Origin of the sequence: Pseudomonas sp. NFIX49 (assembly GCF_900115915.1) — a bacterium.
GTDB classification, from domain to species: domain Bacteria; phylum Pseudomonadota; class Gammaproteobacteria; order Pseudomonadales; family Pseudomonadaceae; genus Aquipseudomonas; species Aquipseudomonas pharyngis.
Genome location: NZ_FOYE01000004.1, coordinates 74,772 through 88,754, shown reverse-complemented (window position 1 = coordinate 88,754; position 13,983 = coordinate 74,772). Strand labels below are relative to the sequence as shown.

The following is a 13,983-nucleotide window of genomic DNA, read 5'->3' as shown; positions in this document are numbered from 1 at the left end:
ACCTCGATTGATCAGAGACACAGGCTAGGCCCCTTCGGCGACGTTGCCCATTACAAACTTGTAATCCGACTGACGAGGTTTCGACGGGGACCGGCGGATAAGGTGGTGGCCTTCGCTTCAGGAGCCTGCCCATGACCGCTAAATACTTGATCGCCAGCCTGGCAATCAGCTTCGGCACTGCCGCAATCGCCGCGCCTGAGCTGCCCCATCACGCCGACCTCGATCTGAAAACCGCACGGCTGCTGGCCGACACAGCGCTGGAAACCTGCACCGGCACGGTGTCGGTGCTCGACCGTGGCGGCAACCTGTTGGTGACCTTGCGCGGCGACGGTATCGGCCCGCACAACACCGTCGCCAGCCAACGCAAGGCCTACACCGCGCTGTCGACGAAAACCCCGACCCGGTTGTTCGCCGAGCGCGCCCGCAGCAACCCGGAAACCGCCAACCTCAACACCCTCGATGAGTTGCTGTTGCTAGGCGGTGGCATCCCTCTGTTTGCCGGGAAAGAACTGGTCGGCGCCATGGGCGTGGCCGGTTCCGGCGGCGGCGAGCAGGACGAAAACTGCGCAATCAAGGCTGCCGACATCGTCGGCCTGTCCATCAACCGTACTTGACCCCAGGAGCATCACCATGACCCCACTGCGCATGACTTTCACCGCGCTTGGCCTGAGCGCTTTTTCGAGTCTGGCACTCGCCGCCGGCAACCCGCTGAGCGTACACGTACTCAATCTGGAAAACGGCCTGCCGTCGCCGGGCATCAACGTGACGCTGGAACGCCACGTGGGCCAGGACTGGCAGCCGCTGGCGCAGGGCACCACCAATGAACAGGGGCGGATCGCCGAACTGTTCCCGGCGAACAAACCGTTCGAAGCCGGTGAGTATCGGGTGGTGTTCAAGACCGGTGAGTACTTCGAGAAGACCAAGCACGAGACGTTTTTCCCGGAGATTCCGGTGATCTTTAAAGTGAAGCAGACGGATCAGCACTACCACATTCCGCTGCTGCTGAGCCCTTATGGCTTCTCCACTTATCGCGGTTCGTAAAAACAACATCGATCCAATGTGGGAGCGGGCAAGCCCGCTCCCACAGGGAAACCCGTGTTCTTCAGAGGGTCGCCAGCGCGCGCAGTCGCACAGCGTCGAGGATTTCGATCTCGCCATAACTCAAGCCGATAATCCCCTGCCCCTGCAACTCCTTGAGGATCTGGTTGGTGGTCTGCCGCGACAGCGACAGCATCGACGCCAACTGCTCCTGAGGCAGTTGCAGCACGCGGCGCGGCGGGTCCAGTTCGCCATAGCCCTCGGCGATCATCAGCAAGCGATGAGCCAGACGTGCCGGGGCCGGCAGCAGGCTCAGCTGTTCGAGGTTGATGAAGGTCAGGCGCAGCTTGTGGCTCATCAACAGAGCGAGATGCCGCCAATAAACAGGTTGCTCGTCGAGCAGTTTCAGCAGCGTGGCCTGGGGAATGTTCAGCAGCGTGCAGGGCCCGACCGCGTAGGCATCGTGGGTGCGGGGCTGGCCGTCGAACAGGCAGATTTCGCCGAACCAGTGCGGCGCCTCCACCAGACTCAGCAACGCCTCCTTGCCCTGCTCGCTGACCGCGCCGATGCGTACCGCGCCATCGAGCACCGCGTACAGCCCGCACGGCGCATCACCGCGCTTGAACAAGCGCTGCCCCGCCGCCAGCCGCCGCTCCCGGGCCGCCGCCAGCAGACTATCCTGAAAGGACGAGGGCAGATGACTGAACCATTGCCCGGTCAGCAGGCGCTCACGCCAGACCTTATCCATGCGTTCTCCGAAAGATTGTCGCCTGCCTGACAGAGCGAGCCGTGAACCCGGGGCATGATTCGATCACCCTACAGGAGGAACAACAATGAAAAGCCTCGTCGATCATTTGAGTCAATACGCCGCTTACCACCGTGACCCGCGCAATATCGCCAGCCACTTTATCGGGATTCCGCTGATTGTGGTGGCGGTGGCCGTGCTGTTGTCGCGGCCGGAATGGTCGGTGGGCGGATTGTGGATCTCCCCGGCGGTGATCGCCGCCCTCGCTTCGGCGTGGTTTTACCTGCGCCTGGAGCTGAAACTCGGGGTGTTGATGACCGTGTTGATGGGGCTGTCGGTCTGGGCCGGGCATGCCCTGGCGCAGCAGAGCACCATGGTCTGGCTCAGCAGCGGTCTGGCGATGTTCGTGATTGGCTGGGTTATCCAGTTTGTCGGGCACCACTACGAAGGGCGCAAACCGGCGTTCGTCGATGACTTGAGCGGGTTGATTGTCGGGCCGCTGTTTGTGGTGGCGGAACTGGCGTTCATGCTCGGGATGCGGCATGAGCTGAAAGAGCAGATCGAGGCACGGGCAGGTGTGGTGCGGGTTAATCCGCATCGCGCGGCGGTCTGAACCACTGCCCGGCTCGCTCGTTCCCACGCTCTGCGTGGGAATGCATCCCGTGACGCTCCGCGTCACAGTGGACGCGGAGCGTCCATAGCGGCGTTCCCACGCAAAGCGTGGGAACGAGCGAGATCAAACGTTGGCGACTTTCTGCCAGACCTTCGGCTTGAAGAACAATGTCTCCCCTTTCGCCAACCCGGTCAGGCTGTCGTGGTCTTTCACCACTTCCGCCTCGATCAGATCAGCCTGGCCCTCAACCTTCAACGTCACCCGCGTGGTCGCACCCAGCGGCCGGATATCGCGGACTTCAGCGGCGTGGTGATCCTCCAGTTCATGCCGCGACAGCGACACTTCGTGCGGGCGGAACAGCACGTGGTTGTCATCGCCCAGATGCAGACGGTTCGAGTCGCCGAGGAAGTGATAGACGAAATCGCTGGCCGGGTTTTCGTAGACGTCGCCCGGTGAGCCGATCTGCTCGATCACACCCTTGTTCATCACCACGATGCGGTCAGCCACTTCCATCGCCTCTTCCTGGTCGTGGGTCACGAACACCGAGGTCAGGTTGATGTCTTCGTGCAGGCGCGCCAGCCAGCGGCGCAGCTCTTTACGCACCTTGGCGTCGAGGGCGCCGAACGGCTCATCGAGCAGCAGCACTTTCGGCTCTACCGCCAGGGCGCGGGCCAGGGCGATACGCTGACGCTGGCCGCCGGACAGTTGCTCCGGATAACGATCCGACAGCCAGTCCAGTTGCACCATGTTCAGCAGCTCGTGGACCTTGGTCGCGATCTGGCTTTCGTTCGGGCGCTGGTTTTTCGGTTTCATGCGCAGGCCGAACGCGACGTTGTCGAACACGGTCATGTGGCGGAACAGGGCGTAGTGCTGGAACACGAAACCGACGTTGCGATCCCGCACGTCATGGCCGGACACGTCTTCGCCGTGGAACACGATGTTGCCGTTATCCGGGGTTTCCAGACCGGCAATGATGCGCAGCAAGGTGGTCTTGCCGCAGCCGGACGGGCCGAGCAGCGCCACCAGTTCACCGCTGTGGATGTCCAGGCTGATGTTGTCCAGCGCCTTGAACGCATTGAAATTCTTGCTGACGTTACGCACTTCGATCGACATGAATTATTCCTCCGCGGCGCTGGCGCGCAGGCGGTTGATACGGTTTTCGCTCCACTGCTTGAGCAGCAGGATGAAGAGCGCCAGGATCAGCAACAGGCTCGCCACGGCGAACGCGGCCACGTGGTTGTATTCGTTGTAGAGGATCTCGACGTGCAGCGGCAAGGTGTTGGTCACCCCGCGAATGTGCCCGGAAACCACCGACACCGCACCGAACTCACCCATGGCCCGCGCAGTACACAGCACCACGCCATAGATCAGGCCCCATTTGATGTTGGGGACGGTCACATGCCAGAACATCTGCCAGCCATTGGCGCCGAGCAGGCGCGCGGCTTCCTCTTCCTGAGTGCCTTGTTCCTGCATCAGCGGGATCAGTTCACGGGCCACAAACGGCACGGTGACGAAGATCGTCGCCAGCACGATGCCCGGCAGGGCGAAGACGATCTGGATGTCGTGATCCTGCAGCCACGACCCGAACAGGCCCTGGGCGCCGAACATCAACACGTAGACCAGACCGGCGATCACCGGTGATACCGAGAACGGCAGGTCGATCAGCGTCACCAGCATGCTCTTGCCGCGGAACGAGTACTTGCTCACGCACCACGCGGCGCTGACACCGAACACCAGGTTCAGCGGCACCGACACCAGCACCGCGATCACGGTGAGTTTCAGCGCCGACAAGGCATCCGGTTCAAAGATCGCAGTGAAGAATGCACCGAGGCCGTTCTTCAATCCCTGCGACACCACGATGAACAGCGGCAGCAGCAGAAACAGGAAGAAAATCAGCCAGCCGAGGCCGATCAGGATCCGCCGCGAAGTGGCGCTGCCACGGCGGGCGGCGTTGGCCGAGGAAGCGGCCGCAATAGACGATTGGGACATGGTTCGCGCCTCCTTATGGGGTTTCGATGCGCCGCTGCAGCAAGTTGATCAGCAGCAACAGGACGAAGGAAACCACCAGCATCAACACGCCGATGGAGGTAGCGCCGGTGTAATCGTACTGGTCGAGCTTGACCATGATCAGCAGCGGCAGGATCTCGGTTTTCATCGGCATGTTGCCGGCGATGAAAATCACCGAACCGTACTCGCCGACACCCCGGGCAAACGCCAGGGCAAAACCGGTCAGCCAGGCCGGCAACAGCGCCGGCAGCAGAATGTGACGGAACACCTGCAACGGTTTGGCACCGAGGCAGGCGGCCGCTTCTTCGACTTCACGCGGGATGTCGGCCAGCACCGGTTGCACCGTGCGCACCACGAACGGCAACGTCACGAAGGTCAGCGCCAAAGTAATCCCGAGCGGGGTGTAGGCGATCTTGAAACCGAGGTCGGCGGCGAACTGCCCGACCAGTCCGGTCGGGGTGTACAGCGCCGTCAGCGCAATACCGGCCACGGCGGTCGGCAAGGCGAACGGCAGATCGATCATCGCGTCGATCACCTTGCGCCCCGGGAACGTGTAACGCACCAGCACCCAGGCCAGCAACGTGCCGATGATGCCGTTGATGATCGCGGCGCACAGCGCGGTGCCGAAGCTCAGCTTCAATGCGGCGAGCACGCGGGGCGCGGAGATGATCGTCCAGAACTGATCCCAGGTGAGTTGGGCGGCGTGGACGAACATCGCCGCCAGCGGGATTAGCACAATCAGGCTGAGGTACACCAAGGTGTAGCCCAGCGTCAGCCCGAAGCCGGGTATGACGGGGGAGATACGACGCGACATAAAAGTCCTTGGTTTGAGAACGCACAAAGCCCCGACGGTTAAATCGGGGCTCGTTTATGACCTATTTCAGATTACTGCGCCTGATAGATCTGGTCGAACACGCCACCGTCGTTGAAGAATTTCGGCTGTGCGGTTTTCCAGCCGCCGAAGTCCTTGTCGATGGTCACCAGCTCCAGTTTCGGGAACTGCTGGGCGTACTTGGCGGCCACGTCCTTGTCACGCGGGCGGTAGAAGTTCTTCGCCGCGATTTCCTGACCGGCCGGGCTGTACAGGTGCTTGAGGTAGGCTTCGGCGATCTGCTCGTTGCCCTTCTTCTCGGCGTTCTTGTCGACCACAGCCACCGGTGGTTCGGCGAGGATCGACAGCGAAGGCACGACGATGTCGAACTTGTCCTTGCCGCCGTCTTCTTTCAGCGCCAGGAAGGCTTCGTTTTCCCAGGCCAGCAACACGTCACCCTGACCGTTGTTGACGAAGGTGATGGTCGAGCCACGGGCGCCGGTGTCCAGAACCGGTACGTGTTTGAACAGGGTTTGTACGTATTCCTTGGCTTTGGCTTCGTTGCCGCCGTTGGCTTTCAGGCCGTAGGCCCACGCCGCGAGGAAGTTCCAGCGCGCACCGCCGGAGGTTTTCGGGTTCGGGGTGATCACCGAGACGTCATTCTTGATCAGATCGCCCCAGTCCTTGATGCCTTTCGGGTTGCCCTTGCGCACCAGGAACACGATGGTCGAGGTGTAAGGAGTGCTGGCGTCCGGCAGACGCTTCTGCCAGTCGGCCGGCAGGGTCTTGCCGAGCTTGGCGATTTCGTCGATGTCGCCGGCCAGGGCCAGGGTCACGACGTCGGCGCGCAGACCGTCGATCACCGCACGGCCCTGCTTGCCCGAACCGCCGTGGGATTGCTGGATTTTCACAGTGTCGCCGGCGTGCTCCGACTGCCAGTACTTCACGAATTCGGCGTTGTAATCCTGATACAGCTCGCGCGTCGGGTCATACGACACGTTGAGCAGTTCGTAATCCTTGGCAACCGCGGAACCGGCAAACACAGCACTGGCCAGGGCGGCCAAAGCGTAACGGCGAATCGACGACATGGTGAAAGCTCCTGGAATTCTTGGTGGTGGCTTTTTCTTATGGATTGCGAAAATCGGGTTGCCTGTAAAGATCACCGCCTGCGCCCACTCTTGCATTGATCCCCGGCAAGAGCGGGCGCAGGCTGGAATCTTTCTGGGTTCAGCTCGGTTTGTTGCCCGGTTGCTGCAAGCGGAATTTCTCTTTGCGTTCGATCTGGACCACCTGGGCGTTATGCACAGTGATTTCCACCGCGCCGAAACGCAGGTCGCGCAAGGCGCTCTGGATTTCGCGCAAAATGGTGCTTTCGTCCTGACCGTCAACGCTACGCAGGGATGCGCTCATGGTGCTGCTCCTTTGTATGGGATATGCCTGGCAGTGGGCGGCACTGCGTTCGGCGTGGGAGCAATATAAGAGAGCTTTGGATATTCTTAAAAAGACTATTTAAGAATGTTTATATAACTGGAAAACATTATGTGATGCAGCAAGGGTTTGCGGCGGATTTGCCCGCCGGCAAACCCGCCGTACGCCGTCATCAACCGATCAAGGGCGCCCGGTTCCAGTCGACTTGCGCTTCCGGGACCGGCCGCCCAAACCAGTAGCCCTGCCCCAGATCACAGGCCTGCTCCAGCAGGAACGCGGCCTGTTCCACCTGCTCGATGCCCTCGGCATGCACCTGCATGCCCATGCTGCGGGCCAGGGCGATGATCACCCGGACGATCGCCGCATCGTCCTCGTCCCACGGCAGGCCGGCGACGAAACCCTGATCGATCTTCAGCTTCTGCACCGGCAGGCGCTTGAGCCGCAACAGCGACGAATAACCGGTACCGAAGTCATCGATGGCCAGACGAATGCCCAGCTCGCGCAGACGGTGCATCTGTTCCAGTGCGACCTCCGGATCGTCCATCACCGCGCTTTCGGTGACTTCCAGCTCCAGATAGGCCGGATCCAGGCCGGTCTCGTGCAGCACCTGCGCCACCTGCTGATACAACTCGCGGCGAGCGAATAACCGCGAGGACACGTTCACCGCGACAAACGACAGCACCACCCCGGCCTGCTGCCATTGGCACATCTGCCGGCAGGCCTGCTGCATGACCCAGGCGTCGATTTCCGAGATCAGCCCGGTACGCTCGGCAATCGGGATGAACTCCGCCGGCGACACCAGGCCCCGCTGCGGATGCTCCCAACGCACCAGCGCCTCGACGCCGATCAGGCGACTGGTTTGCAGGTCGTGCACCGGTTGGTAGTAGACCCGCAGTTCCTGCTGCTCCAGCGCGCGGCGCAACTCGAAGGCGATTTCGACCCGCTGCTGGGCGTGAGCCGTGAGCTCTTCGGTGTACAGCGCGTAGCCATTGCGGCCGCTGCTCTTGGCCTTGAACAGCGCCGCATCGGCGTTGCGCAACAGCTGTTCGGCACTCAGTGCATCGCTGGGAAACAGGCTGATGCCGAGGCTGGCGTTGATGAACAGTTCATGGCCGTCGAGGCAGAACGGCTCCTTGAGCGCATCGAGAATACGCTGAGCCAGCGCTGCCGCCTGTGCCGGCTGTGGACAACTTTCCAGCAGAACCGCGAATTCATCGCCGCCCAGCCGCGCCAGGGTGATGCCCGGCCCGAACAACGCCTGCAAACGCGCCGCGACCGCCTTGAGCAAACGGTCACCGATGGTGTGGCCGAGGCTGTCGTTGATCAGTTTGAAATGGTCCAGATCGATCATCAGCAGCGCGCAGCCGCGCTTGTGGGTCTGCGCCGATGCCAGCGCCTGTTCGGCGCGGTCGCTGAACAGCAGGCGGTTGGGCAGGTCGGTCAGCGGATCGTGGTGGGCCAGGTGCTTGAGTTCGTGCTCGGAATCCTTGATCGCGCTGATGTCGGAAAACACCGCGACGTAATGGCTGAGCCGGTTGTCATCGTCACGAATGACCCGGATCGTCTGCCATTGCGGGTAGATTTCACCGCTCTTGCGCCGGTTCCAGATCTCGCCGCTCCATTCGTCCCGCGCCTGTAAAGAAGCGAACATCGCTTGATAGAACCCCGGCGGATGATGCCCGGACTTGAACAGGCTGGGCTGCTGGCCGATGACTTCATCGCGCTGATAACCGGTGATTTCCATGAACGCGCGATTGACGTGCACGATCAGCCCCTGCCGGTCCGTGACCAGCACGCCTTCGCGGGTGCAATCGAATACCGCAGCGGCCTGACGCAGGCGTTCGCGATCCGCCTGGCGTTCACGCAATCGGGCGCCGATGCCCAGGCATTCGAACAGCCGCGCCCGGGCCAGGAAGATCAACCCGGCGCTGAGCGCCACGAACAGGTAGCCGTTGATCAGTTGCCAGCGCAGCAACTCGTCAGAGCTATCGAAGAAACTGTTCAATAAATAACCAGTACCTTGCAGCCAGACCACGGCAAGGACCAGGTAAAGCAGCGCTGCACGCAAGGCATCGCGGTATGTGGCAGACATTCGGCCGTCCATGTCCCTACAAAAATGTCGGGATTATAGGTCAAGAAACATCCAGCCATCTCTTATCTGAAAGGGCGACTGGTTTTATCTGTGTGCTTGGTGATAATGCAACGGCTGTTTTTTTCTTTATCGAGGGCCCTATAGCCTATGTGGTACGAAGGTTTTCTTGGCTTGTCGGCCTGGTCGCTGGTCGCCGTCACCCTGGTGATGACCCACGTGACGATCGTTGCCGTCACGGTCTACTTGCACCGCTACTCGGCCCATCGCTCCCTGGAGCTGAATGCCGGGCTGAAGCATTTCTTCCGTTTCTGGCTGTGGCTGACCACGGCGCAGAACACCCGTGAGTGGACTGCCATCCACCGCAAACACCACGCCAAATGCGAAACCGAAGACGACCCGCACAGCCCGGTCGTCAAGGGTCTTTCCACCGTCCTGCGCAAAGGTGCCGAGCTGTACCGCGAAGAAGCGCAGAACCCGGAAACCCTGCGCATCTACGGCAAGAACTGCCCCGAAGACTGGATCGAGCGCAACCTCTACAGCCGCTACCGGCTGCTGGGCGTGGCGATCATGGCCGTCGTCGACCTGCTGCTGTTCGGCACCATCGGCATCACCATCTGGGCGATCCAGATGATGTGGATCCCGGTCTGGGCGGCCGGCGTGGTCAACGGTCTCGGCCATGCCGTCGGCTACCGCAACTTCGAATGCCGCGACGCGGCGACCAATCTGGTGCCTTGGGGCATCCTGATCGGCGGCGAAGAACTGCACAACAACCATCACACCTACCCCAACTCGGCCAAGCTGTCGGTCAAGAAGTGGGAGTTCGACCTCGGCTGGGCCTGGATCCAGGTCTTCAGCTTCCTGCGTCTGGCCAAGGTCCAGCGGGTCGCGCCGATCGCCCACCGCGTCGAAGGCAAGGGCAGCCTGGACATGGACACCGCCATGGCGATCCTCAACAACCGCTTCCAGATCATGGCCCAGTACCGCAAGCTGGTGATCGGCCCGCTGGTCAAGCAGGAACTGGCCAAGGTCGATCATTCGGTACGCCACCAGTTCCACCGGGCCAAACGCCTGCTCTCGCGGGAAACCAGTCTGCTGGAAGATCGCCACCACGCGCGCATCCAGAACATGCTCGAGCACAGCCAGGCGCTGAAGGTAATCTACGAGAAACGCCTGGCCCTGCAGCAGATCTGGGTCAAGACCAGCGCAAATGGCCACGACATGCTCGCCGCCATCAAGGAATGGGTACACGAGGCCGAGGCCAGCGGCATCCAGTCCCTGCGCGAATTCGCTGACCAGTTGAAAACCTACTCGCTGCGCCCTGTCGCCGCCTGAGTGCCGTTGATCGGTGCGCCCGGTTCCCGTGCGCACCCTTCGGAACTTCACCCTCGATCCCCTATCTCAAAGACACTTCGCCACCCCCGGCGGGTTTTCCCGTGGCCGTTGTCGATTGATCGGCACGCCCTTTGAGATTCGTGTCGATGGTCAACAACAATCAAAAAGACTCATCCCCTCCCCAGTGGCCCGAGGCCGCGCAAACCCTGATGGCATTGATGCACGCCCAGGGCGAAGTCGCCCGGCTCAGCGAACGCGAGCAGCTGTTCAGTTCGCTGCTGGTCAGCGTCAACGCCGTGCTTTGGGCCTTCAACTGGGAAACCCGTCAGGTGTTGTACGTCAGCCCCGCTTACGAGCGGATCTTCGGTCGTTCCGCCGGCCTGTTGCTGGCCGACTACAACCAGTGGCGCGACAGCATCTACCCGGATGATCTTGAATACGCCGAACGCAGCCTCGCCGAAGTACTGCACAAAGGCGCCGTGGAAGACCGTGAATACCGGATCATCGCCGCCGACGGCCAGGTTCGCTGGGTCAGCGACAAGTGCTTCATCAATCGTCAGGACGAACCGGGGCAACCGGTGATCATCGTCGGCATCGCCGAAGACATCACCGACAAGAAGCAGATGGAAACCGAACTGCAACGCCTGGCCACCACCGACGTGCTGACCCAGAGCAGCAATCGCCGGCACTTCTTCGAATGCGCCCACCGGGAATTTGAACAAGCCCGCCTGCAAGGCGCGCAAATGGCATTCCTGCTGCTGGACATCGATGACTTCAAAGTGATCAACGACACCTACGGCCACCCGGAAGGCGACAACGTGCTGCAACGAATCGCCGAATGCGGTCGTGCCTCGTTACGCCGGGGAGACCTGTTCGGGCGGATTGGCGGTGAGGAATTCGCTGCGGTTTTCCCGGGCTGTGCGCCGGACATGGCGATGCAGGTGGCCGAACGGCTGCAACGGGAAATCCAGCGGCTGAGTTTCAATCACGGTGAACAGACGTTCGGTATCACCGTCAGCCAGGGCCTGACCAGCCTCACCCCGGAAGATGAAAGCCTCGACACCCTGTTCGCCCGCGCAGACGCGGCGATGTACGAGGCCAAACGGCAGGGCAAGAACCGGATCATTTCCGCCTGATTCAAGAGCGGATGCGCAATCAAGCCGCTATTTGCGCATCCGCATCAGCTCCGGCAAGCCGATTTTGAGCAAGCGCGCCGTGCGGCTCTTCGCCAGCTCCTCAACGCCCTCATGCTCGGTCAGCCGCGCCATCTGCGCCGCCATGTTCATCACCAATGCCTCGCGGGAATACACCCCGCCACCGAGCTGGTAGACCGAGGCAATCAGCTCGCGCAACTCCAGCGGCAAACGCCAGCGAGTGCGCAGCGCCGAACCATAGGCCGCACCGAATTCGGCCAGCGCATCGCCGACTTCCTCCAGCTCATCCAGCTCGCCGCCGGCCTGCTTCCACTCTTGAAGACAACGCAGCAACGCCAGATCGCCGAGACGATGGAGCATCCCGGCGCAGTAGCAGCGCTCCTGATCCAGATCGAGCAACCGCGCCAGCGTGCGGGCGTACTCGGCGGTGTGCAGCGACAGGCCCCAATAGCGCTCGGCGTAGTCGGCCAGACACGGGTCGCTGAGCCGGGCGCTGCGCTTGAGTGCCAGGCCAAGGATCAGGTTCATGCTTTGGCCGGTGCCCAGGCGATGCAGCGCCTGCGCCAGGGTCTGTACTGGCGCACCGTGGTGCTGGGCGGCGCTGTTGGCGGCGGCGATCAACACGGCGGTGATCTGCGGGTCGGTGCGAATTTCCTCTTCCAGCAGCTTCAGATCCAGCCCGTTGGGATTGAGGCTGCGCTTGACCGCCACCTGCACGTCGGTCATCAGCGGCGCGCCGTCGGCCTGCTCGCGGCGGCGTTCGAGGAACACCGACAATGTCATGCCCGGCGCCAGCGCCGGTACTTCGCAGAACACTTCCTCACCGGCGTTCAGCAGCAGTCCCTGCAAACGCTCGGTCAGGCTTTCCATGTTCAGGGGTTTGGCCAGGTAGGCGGTCGGCGCCAGCGGCAAGGCTTCGCGCACGCTGGCGCTGTCGTTGCGACTGCTCATCAGAATGAACGGCAGCGGCGGGTTGCGTTTGCGCTGGCGCACGCTGCGCAATACGTTCAAGCCATCGACGCCGGGCAACTCCCAGTCGACGATCGCCAGGTCATAGGGCACTTCGCTGAGCAGCGTCATTGCCTCCTGGCCATCGGCGCACAGATCCAGCCGCGCGTCGCAACGCACATTCAGCAACACTTGTTTGAGCAGGTCACGAGACCACGGGTCGGCCTCGGCAATCAGGACTCTTGGTACAGCGGGTAAATCGACGGCCGTCATGCTCGCCCTCCCTTGCAATGCTTGAACCTTAGCCAATGCTGGCGTTTCGGTACAACCTGAAAACCGCGCAGGTGTTTCTCCCGGCATGAAAAAACCCGCCGAAGCGGGTTTTTTGTCGATCCGATCACACGGTGCTGCGGATTACAGCTCCGAGAAGCACTCTTCGATGATCGCCAGGCCTTTGTCCAGTTGCTCGTCCGGCGAGGTCAGCGGTACCAGGACGCGCAGCACGTTGCCGTAGGTGCCGCAGGACAGCAGGATCAGGCCCTTGTCACGCGCCTTGGCCACGACAGCCGCGACGGCGGTCGGGTTTGGCTTGTGGCTGTCGCCGTTTTCGAACAGCTCGACCGCGATCATGGCGCCCAGGGCACGGACTTCGCCGATCACCGGGTACTTGGCCTGGATGGCTTTCAGGCCGGTGACCAGACGCTCGCCGACAGCCTTGCAGCGGTCCAGCAGTTTTTCTTCTTCGAACACTTCCATCACGGCCAGGGCCGCGGCGCAAGCGATCGGGCTACCGGCGTAGGTGCCGCCCAGGCCGCCTGGTGCGATGGCGTCCATGTATTCGGCCTTGCCGCACACACCGGCCAGCGGGAAGCCGCCAGCGATGGATTTGGCGAAGGTGGTCAGATCGGCAGCAACGCCCATCTGTTCCATGGCGAAGAAGGTGCCGGTACGGCCAGCGCCGGTCTGCACTTCGTCAGCGATCAGCAGGATGCCGTGCTGGTCGCACAGGGCACGCAGACGCTTCATGAACTCTTTCGGTGCGACGTAGAAACCACCTTCACCCTGCACAGGCTCGATGATGATCGCGGCGATGTCTTTCGGCTCGGCGTCGTTCTTGAAGATGCGTTCGATGGAAGCGATCGAGTCGTCGATGCTCACGCCGTGCAGTTCGTTCGGGTACAGCGCGCGGAAGATGCCGCCTGGCATCAGGCCCATGCCGGCCGAGTAAGGCACGACTTTACCGGTCAGGCCCAGGGTCATCATGGTGCGACCGTGGTAAGCGCCGGTGAAGGCGATCACGCCAGCGCGGCCAGTGGCGGCACGGGCGATCTTGACGGCGTTTTCAACGGCTTCGGAACCAGTGGTCACCAGCAGGGTTTTCTTGGCGAAGTCGCCCGGTACGCGAGCGTTGATTTTCTCGCACAGCTCGACGTACGGCTCGTAAGCCAGCACCTGGAAGCAGGTGTGGGTCAGCTTGTTCAGCTGCTCGGTCACGGCGGCGATGATTTTCGGGTGCACGTGGCCGGTGTTCAGTACGGCGATGCCGCCGGCGAAGTCGATGAATTCACGACCTTCAACGTCGGTCACGGTCGCGTTCTTCGCGGACTCGGCGAAGATCGGGTGAATCTGGCCAACACCACGTGGAACAGCTGCGGTACGACGGGCCATCAGTTCAGCGTTAGTCTTGCTCATTGCAGTCCTCATTCGCCGCTCATCGGGCGGCGTGGTTCAAGGATAAAGCGGGAGGAATCGGCGGCGGCAGCATGCGATGATCGACTGCCACGGCGTTCCCGGCCGCAGAGAAAATTCCGGTTT

General features: G+C 61.9%; 14 protein-coding genes. 5 read left to right on the top strand and 9 right to left on the bottom strand.

Annotated elements, in window-relative coordinates; genetic code table 11:
- The first annotated feature begins 131 nt into the window (after positions 1-131).
- Positions 132-614: a GlcG/HbpS family heme-binding protein gene (locus BMZ46_RS12330; RefSeq protein WP_074689385.1), complete on the top strand. Its 483-nt coding sequence runs from the start codon at positions 132-134 to the stop codon at positions 612-614.
- A 16-nt stretch (positions 615-630) separates the two neighbouring features.
- Complete coding sequence (gene uraH / locus BMZ46_RS12325; RefSeq protein ID WP_074689383.1) at positions 631-1,041, top strand: hydroxyisourate hydrolase; 411 nt, start codon at positions 631-633, stop codon at positions 1,039-1,041.
- Positions 1,042-1,102: 61 nt separating this feature from the next.
- Here uraH and BMZ46_RS12320 read toward each other — a convergent pair whose 3' ends face one another.
- Positions 1,103-1,786 (bottom strand): Crp/Fnr family transcriptional regulator, encoded by a 684-nt coding sequence (locus BMZ46_RS12320; RefSeq protein ID WP_074689381.1) that lies wholly within the window; start codon positions 1,784-1,786, stop codon positions 1,103-1,105.
- An 85-nt stretch (positions 1,787-1,871) separates the two neighbouring features.
- On the opposite strand from BMZ46_RS12320, the gene BMZ46_RS12315 reads away from it, so the two are divergent.
- A complete protein-coding gene (locus BMZ46_RS12315) occupies positions 1,872-2,396 on the top strand; it encodes an Mpo1 family 2-hydroxy fatty acid dioxygenase (RefSeq protein ID WP_074689379.1) in 525 nt (174 codons plus the stop codon).
- Between the two features lie 123 nt (positions 2,397-2,519).
- Here the strand turns inward: BMZ46_RS12315 and BMZ46_RS12310 are convergent, their stop codons facing one another.
- The 6 genes from BMZ46_RS12310 to dibA all read right to left on the bottom strand — a co-directional run bounded on the left by BMZ46_RS12310 (position 2,520) and on the right by dibA (position 8,734).
- A complete protein-coding gene (locus BMZ46_RS12310) occupies positions 2,520-3,509 on the bottom strand; it encodes a sulfate/molybdate ABC transporter ATP-binding protein (RefSeq protein WP_074689378.1) in 990 nt (329 codons plus the stop codon).
- Positions 3,510-3,512: 3 nt separating this feature from the next.
- Positions 3,513-4,385: a sulfate ABC transporter permease subunit CysW gene (cysW, locus tag BMZ46_RS12305; protein ID WP_074689376.1), complete on the bottom strand. Its 873-nt coding sequence runs from the start codon at positions 4,383-4,385 to the stop codon at positions 3,513-3,515.
- A gap of 13 nt (positions 4,386-4,398) precedes the next feature.
- Positions 4,399-5,217: a sulfate ABC transporter permease subunit CysT gene (cysT, locus tag BMZ46_RS12300; protein WP_007952818.1), complete on the bottom strand. Its 819-nt coding sequence runs from the start codon at positions 5,215-5,217 to the stop codon at positions 4,399-4,401.
- 71 nt (positions 5,218-5,288) lie between these two features.
- On the bottom strand, positions 5,289-6,302 hold the full coding sequence (locus BMZ46_RS12295) for a sulfate ABC transporter substrate-binding protein (RefSeq protein ID WP_011331904.1): 1,014 nt from the start codon (positions 6,300-6,302) through the stop codon (positions 5,289-5,291).
- Positions 6,303-6,441: 139 nt separating this feature from the next.
- Positions 6,442-6,624 (bottom strand): sulfur starvation response protein OscA, encoded by a 183-nt coding sequence (gene oscA / locus BMZ46_RS12290; protein ID WP_039772974.1) that lies wholly within the window; start codon positions 6,622-6,624, stop codon positions 6,442-6,444.
- Positions 6,625-6,814: 190 nt separating this feature from the next.
- Positions 6,815-8,734 carry a phosphodiesterase DibA gene (gene dibA / locus BMZ46_RS12285; protein WP_074689374.1) on the bottom strand — a complete coding sequence of 640 codons (1,920 nt, stop codon included), beginning with the start codon at positions 8,732-8,734 and terminating at the stop codon, positions 6,815-6,817.
- 147 nt (positions 8,735-8,881) lie between these two features.
- On the opposite strand from dibA, the gene desA reads away from it, so the two are divergent.
- Entirely contained in the window at positions 8,882-10,066 is a 1,185-nt protein-coding gene (gene desA / locus BMZ46_RS12280; RefSeq protein ID WP_039772978.1) for a delta-9 fatty acid desaturase DesA, read from the top strand.
- Positions 10,067-10,212: 146 nt separating this feature from the next.
- Positions 10,213-11,202, top strand: coding sequence for a GGDEF domain-containing protein (locus BMZ46_RS12275; RefSeq protein ID WP_064592624.1), 990 nt, complete (start codon positions 10,213-10,215; stop codon positions 11,200-11,202).
- Positions 11,203-11,229: 27 nt separating this feature from the next.
- Here BMZ46_RS12275 and BMZ46_RS12270 read toward each other — a convergent pair whose 3' ends face one another.
- Complete coding sequence (locus BMZ46_RS12270; RefSeq protein WP_039772982.1) at positions 11,230-12,441, bottom strand: response regulator; 1,212 nt, start codon at positions 12,439-12,441, stop codon at positions 11,230-11,232.
- Positions 12,442-12,582: 141 nt separating this feature from the next.
- Positions 12,583-13,860 carry a 4-aminobutyrate--2-oxoglutarate transaminase gene (gene gabT / locus BMZ46_RS12265; protein ID WP_007957613.1) on the bottom strand — a complete coding sequence of 426 codons (1,278 nt, stop codon included), beginning with the start codon at positions 13,858-13,860 and terminating at the stop codon, positions 12,583-12,585.
- Positions 13,861-13,983: the final 123 nt, after the last annotated feature.